Origin of the sequence: Mesorhizobium sp. WSM4313, assembly GCF_002294725.1 — a bacterium.
Classification (GTDB): Bacteria; Pseudomonadota; Alphaproteobacteria; order Rhizobiales; family Rhizobiaceae; genus Mesorhizobium.
The window spans coordinates 1-24,077 of sequence record NZ_NSFT01000033.1 but is presented as its reverse complement, the minus strand read 5'-3'; the positions used below and the strand labels follow the sequence as shown (position 1 = coordinate 24,077).

General features: G+C 58.8%; 18 protein-coding genes and 3 pseudogenes. 1 reads left to right on the top strand and 20 read right to left on the bottom strand.

Going from position 1 to position 24,077, the window contains the following annotated elements:
* Window positions 1–498: 498 nt before the first annotated feature.
* The 17 genes and pseudogenes from CK219_RS30455 to queC all read right to left on the bottom strand — a co-directional run bounded on the left by CK219_RS30455 (window position 499) and on the right by queC (window position 19,043).
* The gene (locus CK219_RS30455; protein ID WP_063170388.1) at window positions 499–1,644 is read right to left on the bottom strand and encodes a TlpA disulfide reductase family protein; all 1,146 of its coding nucleotides are present in this window, start codon (window positions 1,642–1,644) and stop codon (window positions 499–501) included.
* Between the two features lie 272 nt (window positions 1,645–1,916).
* Entirely contained in the window at window positions 1,917–2,297 is a 381-nt protein-coding gene (locus CK219_RS30450; protein WP_126080606.1) for a hypothetical protein, read from the bottom strand.
* Between the two features lie 10 nt (window positions 2,298–2,307).
* A complete protein-coding gene (locus CK219_RS30445) occupies window positions 2,308–3,606 on the bottom strand; it encodes a SidA/IucD/PvdA family monooxygenase (protein ID WP_063169368.1) in 1,299 nt (432 codons plus the stop codon).
* Between the two features lie 842 nt (window positions 3,607–4,448).
* Window positions 4,449–5,321: a universal stress protein gene (locus CK219_RS30440; RefSeq protein ID WP_063169369.1), complete on the bottom strand. Its 873-nt coding sequence runs from the start codon at window positions 5,319–5,321 to the stop codon at window positions 4,449–4,451.
* A gap of 95 nt (window positions 5,322–5,416) precedes the next feature.
* Window positions 5,417–6,121: a response regulator transcription factor gene (locus CK219_RS30435; RefSeq protein WP_224571202.1), complete on the bottom strand. Its 705-nt coding sequence runs from the start codon at window positions 6,119–6,121 to the stop codon at window positions 5,417–5,419.
* 107 nt (window positions 6,122–6,228) lie between these two features.
* Window positions 6,229–6,708, bottom strand: a complete 480-nt coding sequence (locus CK219_RS30430; RefSeq protein WP_024505267.1) for a NifX-associated nitrogen fixation protein — start codon at window positions 6,706–6,708, stop codon at window positions 6,229–6,231.
* Window positions 6,709–6,724: 16 nt separating this feature from the next.
* Window positions 6,725–7,222, bottom strand: a complete 498-nt coding sequence (nifX, locus tag CK219_RS30425; protein WP_063169371.1) for a nitrogen fixation protein NifX — start codon at window positions 7,220–7,222, stop codon at window positions 6,725–6,727.
* Window positions 7,219–8,571 carry a nitrogenase iron-molybdenum cofactor biosynthesis protein NifN gene (nifN, locus tag CK219_RS30420; protein WP_024505265.1) on the bottom strand — a complete coding sequence of 451 codons (1,353 nt, stop codon included), beginning with the start codon at window positions 8,569–8,571 and terminating at the stop codon, window positions 7,219–7,221. The genes nifX and nifN overlap by 4 nt, the downstream gene beginning before the upstream one ends.
* Before the next feature lie 8 nt (window positions 8,572–8,579).
* Window positions 8,580–10,064 (bottom strand): nitrogenase iron-molybdenum cofactor biosynthesis protein NifE, encoded by a 1,485-nt coding sequence (gene nifE / locus CK219_RS30415; protein ID WP_024505264.1) that lies wholly within the window; start codon window positions 10,062–10,064, stop codon window positions 8,580–8,582.
* A 61-nt stretch (window positions 10,065–10,125) separates the two neighbouring features.
* Window positions 10,126–11,667, bottom strand: a complete 1,542-nt coding sequence (gene nifK, locus CK219_RS30410) for a nitrogenase molybdenum-iron protein subunit beta (protein ID WP_024505263.1) — start codon at window positions 11,665–11,667, stop codon at window positions 10,126–10,128.
* A gap of 129 nt (window positions 11,668–11,796) precedes the next feature.
* Complete coding sequence (nifD, locus tag CK219_RS30405; RefSeq protein WP_024505262.1) at window positions 11,797–13,299, bottom strand: nitrogenase molybdenum-iron protein alpha chain; 1,503 nt, start codon at window positions 13,297–13,299, stop codon at window positions 11,797–11,799.
* Window positions 13,300–13,386: 87 nt separating this feature from the next.
* Window positions 13,387–14,280, bottom strand: coding sequence for a nitrogenase iron protein (nifH, locus tag CK219_RS30400; protein ID WP_024505261.1), 894 nt, complete (start codon window positions 14,278–14,280; stop codon window positions 13,387–13,389).
* Window positions 14,281–15,377: 1,097 nt separating this feature from the next.
* A pseudogene (locus CK219_RS32470) lies at window positions 15,378–15,574 on the bottom strand (7-carboxy-7-deazaguanine synthase QueE); the annotation flags it as partial.
* Between the two features lie 160 nt (window positions 15,575–15,734).
* Window positions 15,735–16,487 (bottom strand): carbonic anhydrase, encoded by a 753-nt coding sequence (locus CK219_RS30385; protein WP_063169372.1) that lies wholly within the window; start codon window positions 16,485–16,487, stop codon window positions 15,735–15,737.
* A 770-nt stretch (window positions 16,488–17,257) separates the two neighbouring features.
* Complete coding sequence (gene queE / locus CK219_RS30380; RefSeq protein WP_164548811.1) at window positions 17,258–17,983, bottom strand: 7-carboxy-7-deazaguanine synthase QueE; 726 nt, start codon at window positions 17,981–17,983, stop codon at window positions 17,258–17,260.
* Between the two features lie 5 nt (window positions 17,984–17,988).
* The gene (gene queD, locus CK219_RS30375) at window positions 17,989–18,345 is read right to left on the bottom strand and encodes a 6-carboxytetrahydropterin synthase QueD (protein WP_063169374.1); all 357 of its coding nucleotides are present in this window, start codon (window positions 18,343–18,345) and stop codon (window positions 17,989–17,991) included.
* Window positions 18,345–19,043 (bottom strand): 7-cyano-7-deazaguanine synthase QueC, encoded by a 699-nt coding sequence (gene queC / locus CK219_RS30370; RefSeq protein WP_063170389.1) that lies wholly within the window; start codon window positions 19,041–19,043, stop codon window positions 18,345–18,347. The genes queD and queC overlap by 1 nt, the downstream gene beginning before the upstream one ends.
* Before the next feature lie 369 nt (window positions 19,044–19,412).
* Between queC and CK219_RS30365 the strand changes: the two are divergent.
* A pseudogene (locus CK219_RS30365) lies at window positions 19,413–19,554 on the top strand (transposase); the annotation flags it as partial.
* Here the strand turns inward: CK219_RS30365 and CK219_RS30360 are convergent.
* The 3 genes and pseudogenes from CK219_RS30360 to hisC form a co-directional block, all read right to left on the bottom strand.
* Window positions 19,549–20,751 (bottom strand): annotated as a pseudogene (locus CK219_RS30360) (IS3 family transposase). The pseudogenes CK219_RS30365 and CK219_RS30360 overlap by 6 nt on opposite strands.
* Window positions 20,752–21,005: 254 nt before the next feature.
* Window positions 21,006–22,040, bottom strand: coding sequence for an LLM class flavin-dependent oxidoreductase (locus tag CK219_RS30355; RefSeq protein ID WP_063169375.1), 1,035 nt, complete (start codon window positions 22,038–22,040; stop codon window positions 21,006–21,008).
* Between the two features lie 71 nt (window positions 22,041–22,111).
* The gene (gene hisC, locus CK219_RS30350) at window positions 22,112–23,242 is read right to left on the bottom strand and encodes a histidinol-phosphate transaminase (protein ID WP_063169376.1); all 1,131 of its coding nucleotides are present in this window, start codon (window positions 23,240–23,242) and stop codon (window positions 22,112–22,114) included.
* Between the last annotated feature and the right edge of the window lie 835 nt (window positions 23,243–24,077).

Here is a 24,077-nt window from a genome sequence, read left to right as displayed (position 1 = left end):
GCTTGGTGATGATGAACTCGGCCAGCAGCTCGGCATCCGAATGGCCTTCCCATAAGCCGAAGGAATCCTGAGTACGAATGAGCCGCAGGAGGCATTTGACGAACGGGGAAGCAAGGGCCTCGTCGTCCCCGTGGACAGCAGGGCCAACCGGTTCATGAGGAATTTCGCTTTTCCCCAATTTCAGTACTCCTCTTGAAGGACGATCTCTTTTTCTGCGATGTGTGGTTCGGGCGCTTGCGTGGGCGGGGAATGGCTTGGGCGAGCCGATCCCACGCAACAGTGTCCCGTGGCCGACCTCGAGCACGTCCACCAATGCGAGACCTTTCACCGCGGCGCGAACGCCTGCGCCGCGGTTCGACCCGAGGTAAACGCAATGGAAATTCCACCTGCCGCAAGCCGCGCACTTTTGCGGCATCGACGTTATTGCTGCGAAGTGCGCCTGGGCGGGCGGATTTGCCGGTGTTCAATTCCAATTGTCATGCCCTTCGCGATCCTTGCTCAGGAAGTGACAGCGTTTTGAGTTTCGGAAGTCTTGTTTTGCGGAGCCACACAGAGACCCGCGTGACAGGCAGGCTCACCCGTGTAGTTGGCCAGGGCTTGGAGCAACGAGGTGAGGTAGCGCTGTTTGGTTTGGTCCGGCACTGGCTCCGAATGGTCCAGCGATTTGATTGCCACCTCGATCAACTCGATCGCCCGGTCCTTGTTGCCGCTCTCGTAATAATACTGAGCGACCGGAAAGTAACACCCGAATTTAAAGTCTCCATCGCCTTGCGGAGGATTAAGTTCCAGGATCTGTTCGGAGAGCTCCTTGCCCATCGCAAAGCGATCATCATGCGGAAGATGGGAGTTGTCGATCGTGGGATGGAAGAGTTGGTTCAGCGCCATCACCACCCAAGACATCGCTTCGAACTTTTTGTTGATCGCGTCCTCGACCAATTCGCGCATAAGCGGCAAGCCGGTTTTGATGTCGCGCAGCTTGTGAAGCAGAATATCCGCATGAACCCGCCGAAAATCAAAAGAGTCTGGCATCACGGCGAGGCCTTCTTCGATGGCCAATAGTGCCGCTGCCCAATCCTCGTCCTGCATCGCCGGCCCAAGTTTGGCGTATATCGGCTGACTCAGCGACGATTCGCGCACACGCGAGATTCGCTTTGCATCGACGGCTTTCGCTTCATAGCTGCTGCGCCAGCTGCCGTTAAGGACTTTCGGCAAAACGTCATCGAGAGGTGCCGGGTGGCCGATATAAGCGATGTGGCCGTCGCGGTCGACCACGAACGAGGTGGGAATCCCGAACGAAGAGCTGGGTTCCAGCCAGAGCTTTTTCATTTCGCCAGTGCAATCGAACGCTGTCCGATAATTCAGATTCGGGAACTTCTCGGTCAGCCAGGCATCCACGTTGGTCCGCGCTTCGTCCGCGGTTGCAGCCTTTTCGCAAGCTGCGACTCCGATAATCTCAAATCCGCTGTCTTTATATTTCTCCTGCAGTTCGATCAAATGGGGCATGGCGTGGACACATGGTCGGCACCAAGTCGCCCAAAATTCAACGAGGTAGACCTTGCCGGGCCGAAGGCTCGTGAGGGGCTCGCCACGCAGCCAGTTCTCCACTTTCAGCGCAGGAGCCGGGGACCCCATACGCAGTTCCATCTTGGTGTCCAAAGTCATTCCACACCTTTCGTCTCTTTTGTCGCGGAATATTTTCCAGTCAAAATCGGACACGGTCTCGAGGGCATTGCTCCCTCTCGCTTGCTTCAGCGGAGCTCTCACCGTGTTGCCGCACATCAAGCACGGCAAAGGGCATGCCAACCCTTCTTAGCTTCGGCAAGCGCCGGTACCGCCTTGAATAAGCGAGCCCTAACACGGCCAGCTGACGTTAACCTGAATGTCGGCTTTCGACGGCTCACCTTAGCGGCTGCCGTTTAGGAAGGTGAGAGTTTGGCTGGCCCGCTGGCGATAAGACCGGCTTCGGCGTCCTGGAGTAGTCGCACTTCGGCGATGGGGTCGAAAGTGCGGGAGAGGCTCGGTACCCTTGCAGCCACCGCCGCATGTGGCCCGGCGTCATAATTCGCGTCGCGGTTGCCAACGGCGGCGTTGGGCTCGATCCACGTGGCGTTGAGCCCGACAGCACGTAAAGCTGCATCGTGATTGAATGCCCTTTGCTGTTTCACGCCAAGCAGGAGTCGCGCGACGCTACCTTGCTCAAGCGCGAGCAGAGCGATCTGACGCCGTAGGAATATTGCTCGTCCCGCTTTTGCCGCCAGAGGCGGAAATCTTTCCTGAATGCCACCGCCGATCATCAATATCGACGAATCATATCCCGCTGCCCATTTGTTCGACTCCGAGGTCGGGCCAGCACTCCGTCAAGGGACGGTTGATGAACCCTAGATGCTCGGGATTGGCGCATGGCGCGCGCCGCAGAAGGCTGTCAAGGATGCGGCGCGCTCGCCAGGCCAGCAGCCCAAAGTTCGGATCAGCCAGCCCGCGCTGTCCAAGGCAGGCGTTCTGAACGAAAAGGCGTCGGTCTCGCGGTCCGTCCCAGTACACCGAAAAATCCTCGCCGATGGCGAGCTCATTGCCGATCTGTTCGAGGCGATCTGCGATCGGTTCTAGGAAACCCGGCAGCGGTTTCTCGTACCCGGTGGCCAGGATGACGATATCGGCGGTTACTTCTCCGATGTTGTCCAAGCCGCGTTGCAGCGTGAGCCTGTGCCCTGCTCCGGCATTGATGCAGCGCGACACGTTGCAACTTGGCCGCAATGTGATCTCGCATTGGTGTGGCTCGAGAAAGGCGTGGTGGTAGAGCGCCTGATAGACCGCGCGCAACTTGCTTTCTGAAATGCCCTCGGAGGCAAGCGCGAAACGCCGCAGGAACAGCTGTCGATGCACCTCGCTCATCGCAGCAAAACGATCCGAGAAGCATGGCGTGAACAGCCCGTTTGTGAACGCGTGGTCGTCGAAAGGCATCTCGCGCGTCAAGACCCATGTGATCGCCGCGGGCCGCCGTTCTTTCGGCCGGCCGACAAGGTGCAGTAGCAGCTCGGCTCCCGACTGTCCGCCGCCAACAACGCAGACATGCTTTTTTTGCACCTCAGGATTGATGTGGGCCAACTCAGATGAGTGGAACAGGTTGGGTCCAGTCCAGCCATGAAACTGAGGCGGAATTTGCGCCTGCTTGCCTATGTCGATGACGAGGTTTCTTGCATCAAGGACCGCGTTGTCCGTCCGCACGCGAAACTCGCCGTCAAAGCGGATTTCGCGAACGGCCTCGCCGCCACGGACAAGCGGATTCTTCTGGAACGCCCAGTTGAGATATTGGGCGAACTCGGCTCTAAGCACCCCGTGAAATTGCGCATTGAGGAAATTGTAAAGACGCCCGTTCTCGTGGAGGTAGTTTACGAATGTGTAGGCTGATCGCGGATTGACCAGAGTAACCAGATCCTGGAAGTGGCCGACCTGGAGCTCCGCGCAATCGAAAGCGCTGCCTGGATGTCCTCGGAAATCGACCTCCCGGTCCAGGAACAGTGCCCCTTGCGCAATCTCTTCCTGTATCTGACACGCAAGGCTCAAATTAGATGGTCCAGCACCCACACCAATACAAAAGAGGTCCACTTATCCTTACTCCTCTAGGAGTGTTTTCCAACTCAGCGGCATGTTGACGTCGATTGCCGGGCATTGAGCAATGCGAACCTCACAGGCATGCTTGAGCCGCGGTCCCGACTGAGAGGACAGCAAAAGCGTGTGCCGCCTTCCAGGTCTTGGGCTCAATGTCGGCGGCATCGACAGCGGCGCGGCGTGATCCGAACCCAAGAGCAGAAGGAAAGTGTGTGATGCTGTCGCGCGGCTCTTCCGGATCTTACGGCGGCTTCTAGCGCCGGCCTCCACCCCAGGAGTGGCTGTTTCCCTGCCACGACGGAAGCGGCTCTTTCTTTCGAGGGGCGTAACCATGGATAACGGCTCTTAATGCTTTCGGAGACTCCCATGCATGCGGCGTGCCGGATAAAGACCTGTCAAACCAACGAGTTCGCGCAGTTCCAGCTCGTCTGGAATCCGACATTGTCGCACGCCCGACGATCGGGCAGGGGAAGCTCCGCGGCAGCGGCCCTTGCACACCGCAGGCTGACAGGGACAGCCGCCGATTTGACGCGCGTCCGGGTACTGATAAGGGGCCTTCCAACAGGGTTCGCGCACGAGGCGGGGTCTCCTGGTACACCCGCCCTGTGGCTTGGCTGCGGTCTGCTGCAGCCGTTCGTCTTTACTGCCCGTTGCGGACGATCTCGCACGAGTTGGTTCACGAGAGCGTCGTGAAGCAGTCGAGGCGTCCGGTTTGGCTCTGACAAGCGTCGCAAGATGTTCGCGGATCCAGCCATGTCTCCGCAATCCGACCGGTAACCGACGACGACTTCGGACTGGTTGGCGGTCCTACGACCTGATCGGTGTTCCTACGGAGCTGATCAGCGAGCCAAAAACAGCGGCAATGTGGTCTTCCCAAAGCTCCAGCTCGGCGGACCGCCGAAAATCCGCTCACGCAGCCCACGGCTGCCATAAGCACCCATAACCATCATGTCAGCACAGATGTCGTTCGCGTGCTGGGTCAGCACTGTGCCCGCCGATTTGCCGGCGCTCTTAAGCAGGTCAACGGAGACCCGAGCACCGTGCCGAGTAAGATAGGCAGCGATGTCAGCTCCAGACTGCGCGCCTTTCCCGTTGTTTTGCGCCTTTGGATCGACCATAGCGACACAGACTTCCTTGGCAGCGGATAGGATACTAAGAGCTTCCCGAACCGCACGCGAGGCCTCTACACGCGAATCCCAGCCGACCAGCACGCGTCGAGGCGACAGCGTCGCCTTAACGCCCTTCGGCACGATGAGCACCGGCTTTCCGCTATCGAACAAGCAGCCGTTGACAACAGGAGGTCCGAGAGTCTCATCGTTGAGGAGGTCTCCTCCAACGATCGTCAGGTCAGCGCAGAGCGCCCGCTGTCGTGCCACTTCACCGAGGCTAGCCGGATCGCAATAGTCGGTGTCAACGTCACAGGAAAGCGACATAGCTTTCAGCCTTTTGAGGATATCCGCGGACCGTCTTTCCATTCTGGTCACGTCCTGTGAAAATTTCTCGATTTGCTGAAATCGATAGTTCGGTACTGCAATTGCCTGTGCACGTCCTGTATTCCATTCGGGGGGCGGAGACGACATCAAGAGCAATGGAGGCGGTATAATGAGTACCGATAGGTGCGCGCCGACCTCGGCACACAGTCCGGCAGCTGTTGTGAGGTCCTCATCAGAATGATCAGCACCCGTCACACTGAATATGCTTTTAAATTCCATTTGCCTGCTTCTCCTGGTCTTCGTTAGGAGCGCCTCAAAGCGGCAACACCGCTCTCAGGAGGAAGAGAGAGCGGCACCACGTTCGATCACCGATTTCAGTCGTCCGGCTTCTCGAGCGAGTAGCCGGCCGACCTGACGGTGCGAATGACGCTGCCGGGCAAGGCCGTTTTCAGCGCCCTCCTGATTCGGCTGATATGGACATCGACGGTGCGTGCACCGACATGAATGTTGGGCAGCCAGGCCGCCCCGATAAGCTCGTCCCGGCTGAAGACCTTGCCGGGGGCCTCAATCATAAGCCGCAGCACGTTGAAATCGATCCGTCCGAGATGGATGTCGTGGCCATTACCGCGAACCCGATGGGCATCGAGCTTCATCTCCAGGCCTCCACAACAAATCCAACTGTCGTTTTCAACCCCGTTCGGACCACGCTTGGTCAGCCCGAGCCTCGCCCGCAGGCAGTCGAGCAGCTTGGCCGGAGCCACCGGCCGCACAAAGCTCTCAACGCCTGCCTTCAAGAGATCGAGGTGCTGGTGCTCGGCGCCAGGCGCGATCAGGGCGATGATAGGCAGGTCGGTGGTGCGCGGTTCCCGCTTGAGGTGGGCGCAAATTGCGGACCCGTTTATGCTGGCTGGGTCGCAATCCAGCACTACGGCCTGAAGCTCCCGTTGTTCGGCCAAGGCCAGCGCAGCCTTCGCGCCGTCTGCCGTCTCACTGCTGAAACCGTCAACCTCCAGTATGTGGCTGTAGAGCAGATAGAACTCGGCATCTTGCGAGCAGATCAGGACCAGCGGCTTCTTCATCGGCGATACCCCAACAACCTGGTCGGCCTCGAGTCCCTGGATCGAGGGGACTGGCCAACATAGTTTCTCGGGTCCGTCATGATGGCCTTTCTCGAAAATCGCGCCCATCATGCCAGCGCCACGTGGGGAAAGGTTTCGATGACTGAAATCGCATCGTCGACCAGCTTCGTACCGGCCGTGGCGAGCTTCAGGAGCGTCTCGAAGCCAAACCGGTGGACATCGCGCAGCGTTTTGGACAAAACGACCAGCCGTCCGGTCGTGAAAAGCACCCGACCAAAACCCTCATGGCTCACCTGGATCATCGGCGATGCCATAAGGCCGCAGCGCTCCTCGATCGCAAGCCCGATGGCGGCGTAGTACTTGTCGAGCCTCCACAGCACGTCGGGATCGGGATCTCCGATGATTGGGATCCCTCGGCGCTGTTCCTTGGTAATGATGAAGTCGCCCAGCAGCTCAGCGTCCGCTTTGCGTTCCCACGAGCCATAGGAATCCTGAGAACGGATCAGCCGCACGAGGCATTTGACGAACGGGGTGCAAAGAGCCGCCTCGTCTTCGGCGACAGCTGGGGGGATTGCGGGGTCAGGCATTGGCGTCCTCCTCTTTTCAGTCCTCGTCCTCGAAGGACGGTTTCTTTTCGGCAATGCCCGCTCGCGCCAGCACCTTGCGCAGCCAAGGCGGAGGACACGTCCTGAGCATCATCTGCGTGCGCAAGAGCACCTGTGGGATCGATTGGGGCTCCGCCACTTTGATCGGGTGGATTTTTGCCGCGACAAGCTTGGCTGCCGAAGGGCCGCCAATTGCCAGACAAAACAGGATCTGACAGCCCTTGAGCGCATCCACCTTTGGCGTGATGCGATCATCGCGCTCGGCCCGATGCTCCCCGCTTTCATCGGACACGTCATCGAAGGCCACGGCTTCTACGAGATTCCATTCCTCGCGCGTCACGTCGTAGACAGCAAAGCGCCTGGCCGACCCGAAATGGGCGTTGAGGTCCTGCATGTCCTGAGTGGCGATCGCAACGCGCAATGCGCCCTTACGTCGTTCAGGCATCGGGGCGAAAACCTCACTACTGACCAGCGAGAGGCGGCGAACAGCGTTCATCGTGATATTTCTCGATTACGGAGTGGATCAAGCGCCTCAGGAGTGGGCGCGTGTTGGTTGGCCTGGAAGATGCTGGCGACCTCGAAGATCATGTCGCGGGTGCCCTGATAGAGAATTGCGAGCTTGTGCTGGCTGCCTAGTCGATCGAAGACCGGGAACCCGATGCGCATGAGCGGAATTCGGAGCCGCTCCGATGCTTGGCGCCCGTGCGAATGCGTGACAAGCAGGTCAGCACCGACGGCAAGACTTTCCAGATCGCCGAGATCGCCGATCTGAACCGAAACCGCCGGGACTTTCTCGAGAATTTTAGACCTGTCGGTCGTTGTGACGGCCGCGGCTATCTCGGAGCCGAGGCCAGCAAAGAAGGTCGCAAGTTGGAACAGCTGGTCTGGTTCGGCAGCGATGGCAATTTTCTTGCCGCCGAAATGGAAATGTCCGTCGAGCATCGCGTCCTGCAATTGCGCCCGGCGCCGGCGCACGCGGGCCGGTACCGCCGCGCCCGAAATCGCAGACAGCAGCGACACGAAGCGGTCCGTGTCCTGCAGCCCAGTCAGTGACTGGAACAACACGTAAGGCACGCCGGTCAACCCGTGCAGCGCTTTCGCCGGGCGGCGCATGTGCTCACCGATGGCGATGCATTGCATGGCCGTGCCCAACTCGCGAATGTCTTCGACGCTGGTGCCGCCGTATGTGGTCGCTACCCAGCGGTCAGGAACCGTACCGTCGAGCGAGCCTGAAATGTCGGGCAGAATAACCGGCTTGAGCCCAAAGCTTTCAACCATGTCACGCATATGCTCGATGTCGGCGACAGTGAGGTTGCATCCGGGCAGGATCGCGATCTTCTTCGGCTGCCGCGCACGTTCGCCCGAGCCTGTAATCCCTTTGATCATTGCGGTGACTGCCTTGGCCCAGCCCTCTTCGATCGCGCCGTCAAAATCCGGCGTGTTGGCCAGCACGACCTCCGTACCCGCAAGCTCTTGCGTGTGCTTCAGCTTGATGTTCGCAATATCACTCGCGCAATCTTCGCCACGCGTCTCCACCAGCGCGGTCGTGCACACCCCGATCAGCTTTGGCTTCGTGCGGTTCTTGAGGTTGAGGATGGCTTCTTCAAGATGGTCGGCAGCGCCGAGGATGGTCGCCACCTCATCCATCGCTGTTGTCTGCAATGGAATCGTTTCTTTGAAGTGCCGTACGAAGAGCACGAGCGCGAAGCTTGTGCATCCCTGGCTGCCGTGGAACAGCGGCATCGCGCCGTCGACCCCAAGAAAGGCAAAGGCGGCACCCAGCGGCTGCGACGACTTCAGCGGGTTCACCGCCGCGGATTTGGTCTGGGGAAGGATGCGGGCCATCGGTCGCCTCAACACTCGCTGAACTCGTGTGCCGTCGCGCCGGCGAATTCATCGAACAGGTGCCCGGACTCCTTCTTCGTGCATGGCAGTTCGTCTTTTAGATCAGGCTGGCAATCCCACGGGGCCGGCTGGCGCACCTGAGACCAGACCGGATTGTGAATGGCGAGGTCGATCTGGCGTACGAGTTCCACCATGCCGGCATAGCCGGCATAAGGGTGCTGGCGCTCCTGGTTGATATCGAGCCAGGGCGTCTTGGCCTTGAGCGCAATGAATTGCGTGCGACCGCCCGACAGCATGATATCGGCCCTGTGTTCAGAGAGCATGGCGTACAGCTCGCGCGCAGCCATGTATTCGAACATATGCTTGTCGTGCTTGAGAACTTGTTTGATGCGCTCCTTGTCCTGCACCGTAGATTTCTTGACCGAGGTGCCGACGATCTCGATTCCGATCTCCATCAGCGCACGGACAACCGACCAGGACTTCACACCGCCTGTGTTGAGCAGCACGCGCTTGCCTTGGAGCCTTTGCCGGTAGGATTCGAGTTTCTTCCACGCGATCGCCTCCTGCTGCGCGATCAGCGTCTCCGTGCGCTCGAGGATCTCCGGATCGGCGCCCTTCCTCACCAGCAGCCTGACAAGGTTGCGAAGAGCTTGCGATGTGTCGGAGATGCCATAGAAGGAGCCCTCGAAGAACGGGATGTCCCAGCGCTCCTCCATCTTGCGGGCAAGACTGATCAGCGCGGTCGAGCACACGATCATTGCCGCCCGGGCGCGGTGCGCGGAAGCAATGTCGCGGTAACGCGCATCGCCGGGAATGCAGGCGCGCACCCGGATGCCGAGCCGATCGAGGAGCGGCTTTACAAGCCAGAATTCGCCCGAGAGGTTGAATTCGCCAAGGATGTTGATGTCGTAGGGCCCGGGGTCGTCGGGTTCGACCGTGCCGATGACATGATCGAGCAACGCCTCGGCGGCGAGCTTGTTGCCGAGGTTCTTGGAGCCTGCCAGGCCAGGCGCATTGATCGGCACCACGGCCAAACCGAACTTTTCCGTGGCGCGTTTGCACACGGCCTCGATGTCGTCACCGATCAGCGCCGTTACGCAAGTTGAGTAGACGAAGATCGCCGGCGGCGCGTATGTGTGCTTGATCTCGCGGATCGCCTTGAAGAGTTTCCGCTCGCCCTGCCCCATCACCAGGTCGAGTTCGGTGAGGTCGGTCGTGAAGCTTGTCCGCCACAAGGTCGGCCCTGACGAAACCGCACCACGGTTGTCCCAAGAATTGCCCTCGCAGGCGAGCGGCGCATGGACCAGATGCGCAACGTCGGTGATCGGCTGCAGGACGATCTTGGCTCCGTCAAAGGCGCAGCCGCCGGCTGCCGCCCCTGGTGTCAGCGACTTCGAGCAGCCCTCCTTGCGCGCCTTGGCATCTTTGCCACGGTTCTTATCGCAGGCGGGCTCATCGAAGGCGTCCTTGATTTTGGCGCTGAGGGAGGACATCGCTCAGCCTCCCCAGTCCATTGGGCAAGGAATGGCCTCGGCGAAAAGCCGGCCACGGCTCTTAGCGCGTGAGGTCATAGGAATAATCCGTCACACCCGTCTCGCTCGTCTCGCGATCGAGTTTGTCGAAGATCTTGTCGAGGATCGTCGTCAGCACGCGCAACGCGCCCTGGTAGCCAAAGAGCGCAAAGCGGTGATGATGGTGCCGATCGAAGATCGGAAACATCAGCCGGATCAGCGGCGTTCCGGTGTCGCGCTCCAGGTACTTGCCGTAGGAATTGCCGATCAAAAGGTCCACCGGCTCGGTAAAGAGCAGCGAGCGCAGCGCCCACAGGTCCTTGCCCGCCCAAACCTGGGCAGCCTTGCCGAAAGGCGAGGATGCTAGCAGCTTCTTCAAATCGGCTTCCCATGCCGAGGTGCCATTGGTGGCGAGGCAATGGGTTGGCTCGCCGCCGGTCTCCATGACAAAGCGGGCCATTGCGTGAACGAAGTCGGGATCACCGTAGATGGCGTATTTCTTACCATGCAGCCAGGATTGGCTGTCCGCCATGGCGTCTACCAGTCGGCCGCGCTCGAGGCGAATTGCCTCGGGAATCTCCTTGCCGGAAATCGCCGCGACCTCCATCAGGAATTCGTCCGTCGCCTGAACGCCGAGCGGATAGTGGAACGAGGCCGTCGCCTGCCCGACCTCCTCGCAATAGCCCAGTGTCTTTCGGGTGTTGTGATGCTGCAGCGAAAGCGTTGCCTCGGCGTTGAGGGCCTTCTTCACCTCGTTGATCTTCGTGCCCCCGTCATACATGCGGTATTCACCGTCCGAAGGCGTATCGAACTGGTCAGAGGCATCCTGGATCAATGTATAGGACACGCCCATTACATCGAGCAGGCGCTTGAGCTCCCGGTTGTTGCCGACGCAGAAGCCGTCGAAGCCCGGAATGATGTTGATGGTTCCTTCGATTTGCGTACGCTCCTGACCTTTCCAGAAGTGCTCCAAAATGCCTTTGACCATGTTGTCATAGCCGTCGACATGACTGCCAACGAAGGCCGGGGTGTGGGCAAAGGGCACGTCGAAGTCGCGCGGGACTGAATCTTCGTCCTTGGCGTTCTGGATGAAGCTGTGCAGGTCGTCGCCAATGACCTCTGCCATACAGGTCGTCGACACGGCAATCATCTTGGGGTCGTAGAGCTGGTAGGTGTTGGCGAGCCCGTCGACCATGTTCTTCAGGCCGCCAAACACCGCCGCATCCTCGGTCATTGAGGAGGAGACCGCCGCGGCAGGCTCCTTGAAATGGCGCGACAGGTGCGAGCGGTAATAGGCGACGCAACCTTGGCTGCCGTGGACGAAGGACATGGTTCGCTCGAAGCCGGCGGCAGCGAATACCGCACCCAGCGGCTGGCAGGCCTTGGCCGGGTTCACGACAAGCGCTTTGCGGGCGAGGTTCTTTTCGCGGTATTCCCACGTCTGGGTGAAATCGCGCTGATCGGAAACGATTTCATCGGGGTGCGGACATTCGAAGTTTAGCTTCTTCTCAGCGAGCATCTTTCTGTATTCCGGCTCGCGGAACAGGGGAGCGTGATCGAGAATTTTTTCAGCCGACTGCGGCATGATGATTACCTCTTTTGCATCTGGCTGCGCGGGACGGCAGCTCAGGACGTCAAGACGTTCCAGGCTCCGGCGGATCAGAGGCCGCGGGAGTTCACCGTCTCAGTGGGAGACTGGGGCTGAAGCAAATGTTTATTCGGCAGCCATCGCCCGCTCATCGCCCCGGCTTCTTTTCCAAGGCGCGTGGAATAGGTCCCAGACCGGGTTGTTAATGGCGAGATCCACATCACGTGCGAAAATGGCAAAGCCGTCGTAGCCGTGATACGGGCCTGAATAATCCCAGGAATGCATCTGGCGGAACGGTATGCCCATCTTCTGCACCGGGTATTTTTCTTTGATTCCCGAGCCGACCAGATTTGGGCGAATCCCTTCGATGAATTTCTCCAACTCATAGCCGGTCACGTCATCGTAGATCAGCGTGCCGTTCTTCACGTAGTGGCCGGTGCGCTGATAGTCGTCGCTGTGGGCGAATTCATAGCCGGTGCCCACGATGACCATGCCGAGGTCCTCGTAGGCCGTGACGACGTGGCGGGGGCGCAGGCCGCCGACATAGAGCATCACGGTATTTCCTTCCAGGCGCGACAGGTACTTGGCGATGACCGCATCAACAAGCGGCCTGTACTTGGCAATGACCTTTTCGGTCTTCTCCTCGATTTCCGGCCCAAAATGCTTGGCTATGTTGCGCAGAGAGGCTTCGATCTGGGAGGGACCGAAGAAATTGTACTCCATCCAGGCGACGCCATACTTTTCCTCCATATGCCGACAGATGTAATTCATCGACCGGTAGCAGTGGATAAGATTGAGCTTAGCCTTCGGGGCGCGCTCGATCTCTGCGAGTGTGGCGTCACCCGACCAGTTGCCAACCACGCGCAGCCCTATCTCCTCAAGCAGTATGCGCGAGGCCCAGGCATCGCCGCCGATATTGTAGTCGCCGATGACGTTGACGTCGTAGGGGCCGGCCTCGAACTTGACATCCTTTTTGTCGAAGACCCAATCCCGGATTGCATCATTGGCGATGTGGTGGCCAAGCGACTGCGAGACGCCGCGGAAGCCCTCGCAGCGTACCGGCACGATCGTCTTGTCATACTCCTTGGTCTTTTTGCGAGAAACGGCCTCGGTGTCATCGCCAATCAGGCCGATAGGGCATTCGGACTGCACGGTGATGCCGTTGTTGAGCGGAAACAAGACTTCAATCTCGTCAATGATCTGTTCCAGCTTCTTGTCGCCGCCGAAGACGATGTCCTTCTCCTGGAAATCGGAGGTGAACTGCATTGTCCCGAACGTGTCGACGCCCGTTGTACCGACGTAGTAGTTGCGGCGCTGCGACCAAGAATATTGGCCGCAGCCGACCGGGCCGTGCGAGATATGGACCATATCCTTGACTGGCCCCCACACCACGCCTTTCGAACCAGCATATGCACAGCCGCGAATCGTCATCACCCCGGGAATGGACTTGATGTTCGATTTGACGTCGCATTCGGAAAGGACCTCGCTTTCCCCGCCAGCCTCGTTGCCGCTCTTTGCGACGTTGAGGTGCTTCTTGCGGCGCTTCGCCGCCTTGTCGGGATAATGCGACAGCACCTCTTCGATAAGCTTCGCATGAAGAGCACCGTCATTCTCGTATTCCCGGCTCATGAGTCCCCCTTTCAAGGTTGGGTGACGCCTCAAAGAATAGGCGCCGTTCTCTGCAAGGCGCGCCGATTCATGGCAGCGCTAATGTCACTACTGGGCCGCCGCCTTCGCCGCTTCCTTGGAGTGAAGCTCGGCAAGCATCTGCTCGTCGGTCTTCATGATGCCGAAGTCGAGCAGCATCTCCTCCAGCTCCTCCATGGTGATCGGCGTCGGGATCGTACCCTGGCCCGAATTGGCGTGGATCTTCTCGGCCAGAGCGCGGTATTCCCCTGCCTGCTTTGAGTCCGGCGCGTACTGGATCACCGACATCTTCCTGAGTTCGGCATGTTGGACGATGTTGTCGCGGGGCACGAAGTGGATGAGCTTGGAATTCAATCGGCCAGCCAGTGCTTCGGCCAGATCGAGTTCGCGGTCGGTTTGACGTTCATTGCAGATCAGCCCGCCCAGCCGCACACCGCCCGAATGGGCATATTTGAGGATGCCCTTGGCGATGTTGTTGGCGGCATAGAGCGCCATCATCTCGCCGGACATGACGATATAGATCTCCTGGGCCTTGCCTTCGCGGATCGGCATGGCGAAGCCGCCGCATACCACGTCGCCGAGGACGTCATAGGAGACATAATCGACATCGTCATAAGCGCCATTCTCCTCGAGGAAATTGATCGAGGTGATGACGCCGCGGCCGGCGCAACCGACACCCGGCTCGGGGCCGCCGGACTCCACGCACTTGATGCCTCTGTAGCCCACCTTGAGCACGTCCTGGAGTTCGAGGTCTTCCACCGAGCCTTCCTGTGCGGCGAGATCCAGGACGGTATCCTGAGCTTTCGAATTCAGGATCAAGCGTGTGGAATCGGCTTTGGGGTCGCATCCTACGATGAGGATTCTCTGCCCGAGGTCGACAAGGGCAGCGAGCGTATTTTGGGACGTGGTGGACTTGCCGATGCCGCCTTTTCCGTAAAAGGCGATCTGACGCAGACCTGACATAATAGCTTTCCTTCCTTCGTTCTAATTATCGCGACTGCCCGCGACACAAGTGCCGATAGGCAGCTCGTGCCGCCTCACACCAAGCATCGCAAAAAGCGTACCAGCGTGATCGGCCGATCCCAGAAGAAACTTTGTCATTAAATTCCAGCCGCTTAGACGGCGGCAAAACGCGCGAACGGGCCTTTCAGGCGTCTGTCACGGACACGACAAAGCCGACACAGATTGTCGTGCGCCATCCAAACCGCCGTGTGTCGAGCTCGAAGCGGGAGAATGGGGAAGTTAGCCCAAAGCTGATGGCGAGACCATCGGAAGACATCGGCTCTTGTCTTTCCAGCCTGCCATTGATCGGGCGGTCGCTGGATGAGCAGGAGCCTGGGGCTTGACCGCGGCGCGGGTAGTTCAGGCAGGCTTACAGAGCGGGAACGCCGGCGGCCGATAGACATCCGCGCTTAACCTTTCATAGCCCGTCTACAAGTTGGTTCCGCCGACGCGCTATATGGAAGCCAAATAATTCAGTAGCTTAGCCGAGAGCATTGATTTTTTCAGAAAGATACGTGTTATACGCGTATGAACCGCCGAACCCATGGTCGGCGCCCTCATGCGCGTGAGACCCCGTTGTGGGCGAGGCTCGCGACTGGCTGCACGATCCTAGCCGGCCTGCTTGCCATTGAGTTTGGTCCCGCCGCGGTAGGCTGCGGCATCAAGGGCAACATCAGCTACAACACTGGCAAGAAGATTATCACGTTCTTGGACAGGAATCTTACTGGGAGACACGCATCAACCTATTGAAGGGCGAGCGGTGGTTTTGTTCAGAGGAAGCTGCACGAAAGGCGGGCGGGCGGGCTTCGAGAGGTTAGTGTCGCGGCAGCTTGCAGATCTGCCCACGGGGCCGCCACGATCGCAAAGTGTGTACAAAAGCGCCCTCTCTGCCGAACTGAACAGTGCTCACGGCCATAGCCTCGGATGAGCCCGACTGGCTTGACCTCTGCATGATGAGAGCAGCTTTTACACCAGGTGCGCAGCACATGTCTTTAACGAACGCATCGTCTTCAAGAATATAGAGAGCAATTCGGAAAACCGAGTAGTTGGCGGCGAAGCTAGGAGAAGGTATACACTACCCTCTTGTTACCCCAGAGTAGAACGTGCAGCTGCGGCAAGACGCGGGCTTCGAACCACCTGTCGCTGGTCACCTTTTCTACCAGCGGTTCCATGCGCATCATATTCCGTCGGACTCGACAGAGACGTCTTCATTACCACGGCGGGGCGGCGTGTGATTGCCGGGTTGCAGACAAACCTCGCCGCGACGTATTTGGGACGAGTGGTGTCGGCACCGAATCCCTATCATTTAGACTAGCCAGCTTGGGGAGCGCCGTCAGACCGCCAGACCGGAAGAGGAGGCTTCGCGCCAACTTGTGCCAAGAATGTTGGACCGTGCGGAACCGCTGGGGCGGCGCTCAACTCTGGCGCAGGATGAAGCGTCGATTGGGTGAATGAATAGGGCGCGCGTTCGACGGGTAGAGTGAGGCAAATCGCTGGATGTCTGCCGGATCAACGTCAACCGGTTCCATCGCCACCATCCACTCGACGTTTTCGGTGCACGGCGGCGTCGTCAGTGAGCCCTCATAAGTCCAATAGCCAAGCGAGGCTGGCAGAAGCCAGTTGGGATTCACCTCGTCGATCGTCACCTCCCCATTCGGCAGTTCGGGAAAGGCCGCAGCAAGGGCAGCAAAGCTGGCATTTGTCGCGCCGGGCGTTAAAAAGACGCCCAGCACGCCCAGAGTACCACTTTGCGTGTCCTTGTGAACGAAATGCACCTCCATCGGGAAGCTCTTGCCCGCCACGTGATGTTCGCTTGGCGCATGGAAATGGAACTGTACCAGTTCGTAGACACGATCGCCGCGGGTCAGCGTGCTGCCTTGTGGCATATTGATTTGAATGGTGTGGCCGTTGTTCACCATATTGCCGCCGCCCTTGTGCCAGCCGATGGCGATATGCGGGATATCCGCCTTGACCGCGCTGTTGATATTGATCGGCGATTGCTGCGTGCCGGCAGAGCATACGAAATTTTCCTTATCCAGATCAGCCCAGTGCTCCGGTCCGACCGGACCGGTGTACCCCCAATGGGCACTGGTCGCTTGGGCGGCTTGAACGCAAATCCGGCATGCGCCGAGCGCAACCAACCCTTTGATCAGGTGACGACGATACATATTACTTTTGCTCCTCTTGCGAACTGATGTTGGTGGCTGCCCTAATGGACGCGTGATGGCCAATCGGCGCGGCCAGTATTGTCCTTTGCAACTGATAGATGCCCGCACGCCTTGGCGTGCTTTCATAAGTGCGGCTGCCGTTTCTCGGCTGGCCGGCTTCTGCAGCCCGCAACGGGGGCAGTTTCAACCAGCTAAACGATAAAAAATTTTAGCAGACCAGCGCTTGACCCCCGCCGCAAAGGCACAGGCGAAGGTGATCACTGCGCGGCTGCCGTTCGCGCCGGAGGCCGCATCGCTATACTTTACACTCGCTGCCCAAGGAGACGCAGGCGACCCCAATACGTTTTCATCGCTACTCCCGACGCAGCCGACCCACGCCACGAAAACGTTGCTATATTTCACGTTGGGCCAATGAGGAAATCGATCTTCTTTATGGAAGGCATTTGCGCAATGGATGCATTCCCATGCTGACAGTCGTGCGTCAGGCCGGACAATGAGATACATCGATAAGAGCTGGACAAGGATGAGGGGATGACGTGCTTGCGACGGAGCAGGTGGGGCGAGAAGGCCAGTTCTTGCGGATTTCAACTTTGCGTGACGACAGCTCATCGGAGTCAAGGTGACACACGCCGGCAGCGGGGTGTCCGGGCGGTTTCCAGCCGCACAATCGCGAGACCGCTGACGCGAACAAAGCTCGGCTGTACTCGGCACGCGAAGAGAGCCTGCCAAGCCGTTGGAGCCCGGCCTTCCGGTGCGACGCAAGCCACAGACTAGACCGCCCTCTTGTTACCCCAAAGCAGAACGTGCAGCTGCGGCAACACGCGGGCTTCGAACCACCTGTCGCTAGTCACCCTTTCGACAAGCCATTCCATTCGCATCATTATTCCGTCCAAGTCGACAGAGGCGTCTTCACTGCCAGGGAGCGGCGGCGTGTGATTGCCGGGTTGCAGATAGATCGGAAGGTGCGGATATCTCGCCGCGACTTCTTTGGCGTAGGCATAGTCACTCTCGTCGAAAACGACGAGCTTGAGCACGATTTGCGGCTTCTCTTGCGCCGCTTCGAGGCATGCATCAAACGCAGCCCAACGGGTCGTCATCTCGCTGGACGGCGGCTTTGGGCTAAGGGTCAGCACGTCAAGATCCGCAAACCACTCCCTCACCACGGAACCCTGCGTTTCCAGTGCAAAACGATAGCCCTCGCGATGGCCTCGTTCTATGAGGGGACCGAACGGCTGAATGGCCGGGTTGCCGCCTGACAAGGAGACCATAACCGGCCTGCCGCCGGAAAGCGCATGGACGGTTTGCCACACGGCATCGATCGGCATCGGTAGCCATTCATGGCGATACTGATTGTCCACCGCGTGAAGGCTGTCGCACCATGAACAGCGATAATCACATCCGCCGGTTCTGATGAACACCGTCGGCAAGCCGATGAGCACGCCCTCGCCCTGGATAGTCGGCCCGAATATCTCGCTCACACGGATTGCGGGATGCATGTCGGTCACGGACGGTATTCCGCCCAAGTTTTCGGTGTTTCGCTAACGCGCACGGCCGCGGTCTGCGGCAGACGTGCCTTGCACCATTCATAGAAATGTCTGGCCAGGCATTCCGCCGTGACCTTCTCATGTCCCAGCACGTCGTTGAGGTGCCGATGGTCGAAGCTCTCGTCAATGTAGCGTTTGAGCGGCGCCAGATCGTGATAGTCGCGCACGAAGCCGTGGGCGTCCAGTTCCTTGGCCGACAGCTCCACTACGACGACATAGTTATGCCCGTGCAGGCGCGCGCATTGATGGTTGGGAGGCAAGGAGGTGAGCTGATGCGAGGCCGAGAAGTGGAATTCCTTGCTGATGTGGAACATTACGCGCGCCTCCTGCGCAGCGCCTCAAGCCAGAAATCGGCGTCCTCGTAGTCGGTGGGATCAGCGTGCCCGGCGAGATGGAACGCTTCGCGCCGCTCGACGCAGGTCCCGCATCGTCCGCAGTGACGCACGCCGCCCTTGTAACAGGACCAGGTCTCAGCAAACGGGGTGCCGTATCTTGCGCCATCCGCAACAATGTCAGCTTTTCCGAGATTCACATACGGTGCATAGAGGCGTATCTGCGCATAGCCGTCGAGCGCGCGGTCTTGCATTGTCTGGAAAGCTTCAATGAAGGCCGGACGGCAATCGGGATAGATGAAATGGTCCCCACCATGCACGGCCGCCGCCACCGCTTCGGCGCTGTGGGCGGCGGCGAGACCGAAGGCGATTGCCAACATGATGGCATTGCGGTTCGGCACCACCGTAATCTTCATCGTGTCTTCGGCGTAGTGGCCGTCCGGCACGTCGATACTGCTAGTCAGCGCTGAGCCGGAAAGGCCACGGCCAATTTCGCCGATGTCGATGATCTGGTGCGGGACCTTCAGTCGCTGCGCGCAAAGAGCGGCGAAGCCCAATTCCTTCCTGTGCCGTTGGCCATAGTCGAAAGATAGAAGGCCGGTGAGTTCGTGCTCCGCTGCCACCATGTGAGCAAGGGAAACGGAGTCCAATCCGCCAGAGCAGACGGCGAGAGTCTTCATCATTGGTATCCTTGTTTTGACCGGGTAAGGCTGCGACCGGAGATTTCTCTGCGCCCCCACTACTCCAGCGACTCAGTTTTGTGAACCGGGAGAATTTGCGCTCAGCCCGATTGGAACGGGAGTGCGTCGCGTCCAACACGCGTGATCAATAAAAGTTGAGCGCTTCAGCAGTTTGTTTCGCATCGCGCCAACTTTCGCAACCTGCTGTCCGATCGTCGACTTCGAGACAAGGTGATGTTCGGCCGACATCGGCTGACTCTTAATTAAGCCGCAGAACACATGTTGGCTTTCTGGCCTTCGCTTGTGCGGTTGGCGAGGGCGACATGGATGCCAGCAAATTTGACATTGGCGACATCCGCCTGGAGAACCCTGCGCGGCGCGATTGAGGCCGCAGGCGAGCCTGCTCTAACTGCCGCCCTACAGTCCCGACTTCAATCCGATTGAGAACGCCTTCGCCCAACCTAAGGCGCTGCTGCGAGCAAAGGCCGAGATAACCATCAAGGCTCTATGGGACTGACGTTGCCCCAGCAGTTTTGAGTTCGTTTCCGGCGTGGGTTGTGCCCTGCTGGGCGGGTGAAGCGACGGGCGCTGGCGCGGAGCCTTTGGCATAGCGCAGCGCGAGCGACCGTCGCGGATTGAAGGTGCTGGCGAACTTGGCCGGGGTCTGCCAGGGGGGAGTGCGGCCGCGCGGTGTTGTAGTCGGCGTGCCACAGGGCGATGGCTACGCGCGCCTGAGCCAGCGAGGTGAACAGCGTCTCGTTGAGCAGTTCATCGCGCAGTCGGCCGTTGAAGCTCTCGATGAAGCCATTCTGCATCGGCTTGCCGGGCGCAATGTAATGCCATTCGACGCGGTTCTGATCCGCCCAGGAGAGGATGGCGTTCGAGGTGAACTCGCTGCCATTGTCGCTGACGATCATCCTGGGCCGGCCCCGCTCGGTGATGAGCCGTCCAATTCGCGGGCAACCCGCATGCCCGAGAGAGACGTATCAACGATGAGTGCGAGGCACTCTCTCGTGCAGTCGTCGACGACGGCCAGGATGCGGAAGCGGCGCCCGTCGGTGAGCTGGTCCGATACGAAGTCGAGCGACCAGCGCTCGTCGGGCCTCAGCGGCACCAGCATCGGCGCCCTGGTCCCGATCGCCCGCTTGCGGCCGCCACGGCGGCGACGGCGAGCTTCTCCTCCCGATAGAGCCGGAACAGCTTCTTGTGGTTCACGACCAGGCCCTCCCGCCTCAGCATCACGAGAAGACGCCGGTAGCCGAACCGGCGACGCTCCTGCGCGATCGGCCTTCATCCGCTCGCGAACCTCGCGGTCGTCCGGCCTGCTGGTCTGGTAGCGAACCGTCATGCGGCAACAGCCGATGGCTTTACACGCCCGCCGTTCGCTCATCCCGAAGCCTTCCTTCAGGCGAGCGACAGCTTTCCGCTTGGCGGCGGGCGTCACCATTTCTTTCCCACAAGGTCCTTCAACGCGGCATTGTCGAGCATGGCGTCGGCCAAAAGCCGCTTCAGGCGCGTGTTCTCGTCCTCCAGCGCCTTCAGGTCGCCGAGCCTCGGTGACATCCATCCCGCCGAAGCGGGCCTTCCAATTGTAGATCGAGGCGTCGCTGACCCCGTGCTTGCGGCACAGATCGCCAACCGATACCCCGGCCTCGTGTTTCTTCAAAATTCCGATGATCTGCTCTTCAGAGAAGCGGCTGCGTTTCATGTCCTGGTCCTCTGGATGGGCCAGAACGAACTTCAAACCGGATTAGATCAGAGGGGCAAGGTCAGGACGCCTCGGCGCGGTCGTCGACCTCTTCACCCCAGCCGAATGTGCCAACTACTTCAAAGCCGCAGGATATGACCTGGATCAGATAGGACGTGCTCCAATGGTTTACACCTGACACAGGAGTCCGGCCCCCACAACCGTTTCGCAATGAGGAGCAGCGCTGCCGCTGCTCCTCCAATCACACGACGGATTCACGATGCGGCAACTCGAGCCATGATTTCGGATCCAATGGCCGATGCGGTGTATAGTGAGGCATCCAGCGGCAAATCCCCAAATGCCAGTTGACACAGAAGATAATTAGCACCTGCCTCTTCCAGCTGATCAAGGAGAGCTTTTCGGACAGAATCTGCCGTTCCCACGACGCACAATTCACTTTCAATTGCTGCATCGAAGTTCAAAGGCAAGTTTGGTGGAGTGGAAATGGCATTTAGTTCGTATAGAAATTTGAAGCTATTGAGCCATCGTTCATAGGCAGGTGCTGCGAGCAAATACGCATCTGTTTCAGAACGCCCTATCACCACCATTCGGAGCAATCCAAGAAATGGCGCTTGCTGGCCAATGTCAGCATCGTGAATTCGGGCGGCGCGGAACGCGTCGGTAACGCTGCGAACAGAAGTGGAAGGTCCGACGCAGGCGATGTTTGCCCCATTCGCAGCGGCCCAGCTAGCCGGCTCGGGTCGATTGGTGGCGATCCATGTCGGCGGACGGGGATATTGGTGAGGTCTCAACGTCAGCGGAACATCTTTCAACTCAAAGTGGCGGCCCTGATAAGAAAGCGTCCCGCCTTTCATCGCATTGATGAGAATCTCACTGGCCTCCGCATACTGTTCTGGTGCTGCTTCTACAGCAACCCCGAAGTATCCCAATTCAGTGGGAGCAGAGCCGCGCCCTATGCCGAGTTCAAGCCTGCCGCCGCTCAACTGATCAAGCATGCAGATCTCCTCGAAGGCACGCAGCGGATGATAGAGCGCAAGTAGCATTACCATGGGACCAACACGAAGACTGCGGGTTCGCTGGGCGACGCTCGCTAAGAACAAATTCGGTGATGGACCTCTGCCATGCGGCGTACAGTGGTGCTCGGCGAGATGATACGCATAAAAGCCATAGCCATCGCACGCTTCTGCTAGGCTCAGCCGATCTGCATATTGTTGTGCGATGTCATCGCCGTTTTCGTCCAGATGATCGAAGATGCCGAAGGTCAGGCCCGAAGCGGAAATTTTCTTCAATTAATTGTTCTCCAAATTACCTATATTTATTCGCTAATCATCATAGCTCACGACATATCATTACTTGATGCTTAATGTGAATCGACTTCATGCTTGTGAGCACCGCGATCCTTCTTAAAGTTCATACAGACGCGTTCGGCGGCAGCAAGGAATTTGTCCATCTGCTCTGTGGTGCCAATGCTGACGCGAATACAGTTCTTCAAATCTACGTCAGGAAAGCTGGCGATGAGGATCGCCTGCTCTTTCAACGCGGCTTGCCAGCATGAGCCCTCCTGTCCCGCCGGCACACGGGCCAGCAAAAAGTTTGCGTGGGAGGGTGTTACGGAAAAGCCAAGTTGCAACAGCGCCAGGGTCACTCGCTGTCGTTCATGCTTGATGTGCCTGTGGTTCTCTTCGTAGGCGTGGCGATGCGCAAGAATGCTTTTCCCGACCGCCTGCCCGATCACGTTCATGTTGAAGACATTCTGGATGTTGCGCAGCCTGCCAATGATTTCTGGGTGACCGAAACCGAAGCCGACTCGCACGCCAGCGGCAGCATAGCTCTTTGAAAAAGTCCTCAAGATCAAAAGATTCGGATGTCTATTGACGAGGCGCAGGGCATTGTCGGGTGCGAAGTCAACGTAGGCCTCATCCAAGACGACCAAGCGATCTGCTTGCTCCACAAGGCGTTCGATTTCGGCCACCGGCACGAATGTTCCGGTCGGATTGTTCGGATTAGCCAACAGAATGAACTTCGCGTCTTTTGCGGGGCCGGACAGCAGTTTTTCTATCGGCAGGGGATGAGCTTCGCTCGATGCGATTTCGAGAAACTCGGCACCCTGCAACATGGCAAGTTTACGGTTGAACGAAAATCCGGGCGACAGCATTGCCACTCTATCTCCTGGGGCGAGGAAAGCTCTGTAGATGAGTCCGAGCAGCTCCGACGAACCGTTGCCGGCAATCACCTGATCTTTGGAAAATCCGTAAGCATCGGAGGCAGCTGCCCTTAAGCTGAGATTGTCGTCTTCCGGATAAAGATACTGGTGTTCGATCGCAGCAATTGCACTTTGCATTACGCTCTTCGGCAACGGAAACGGGTTCTCGTTCGTATTTAGCTTAACGCAGTTTGCATCCGTCGCTGGTCCGTTGGACGAGAGAGCATCTAATTTGCTGGCCACCGGCGAAAAAAGCGAAAGCACGGTCTTCAGTTTTGCATCGCACATGTTCTTCTCCGTTTTTCAGTCCCGCAGGGCATGTGACATGAGGCAATCGTTGATCGTGACTTGATCGACGTTCGGCTATATCAGCGCTGCCTTCCCACCCTGGTGGGGATCGCCGACCACGGTTTGGATTTGACACCGGGAAGCTGTCGAGAACCTGATGACGACCCAACGTTTGGCCGACGGCCGATTCGGCGCAACAGACGGTGTTTCAACATCGCATCGTCCTCAAAGCCGCATGCAGGGCCTGCACGACAGCCCGTCTCCAGCGCCCGCAGATAGGTGGAAGCCGAAGTCTTGCCGAACCTCAGTTGCTCTGCCACCTTGGCCCACCGGACTGCCCTGTTTATGGGTCAGGCGCAGGATATCTCTGACGCTCGTTCGTCTTGCTTGCTTCCGTCTTGGCATGGGCTCTCTCGGTTTGCTGATGAGAGAGCCAAATACCGGCTCATCTGAGCATGAGACGCAGGCCTGACGATATGGAGCGTCGCTGGTGGCGCGCGTAGCCGAGAGGGTTCGCCTCGCTGGCGGGGCATGCAAGACGGCGCACCTCCTTAGCCATCCTGTCCCATCGTCTCAGATCGTGAGGCGCACCTTATAGTCGGTGAGGAGATCTTGCAGGGTCAGGTTACGCCCTAGCGCTTAAGGTTGTTGGTCGCACCGAGCAAGCGCGGGACCTGTCGACGGACAACAGCGGTGCCACTGCCGGCACTAGGTGTGAGCTTTCGAGAGGTTGTCCATTCGGACCGGACCGAGGAGACTGGAGTTACCACGCTTCAGCATCCATCGGAGGGTCCGAATGAACATCCACAAGAATGCCCGTCTCACACCGCTGCGT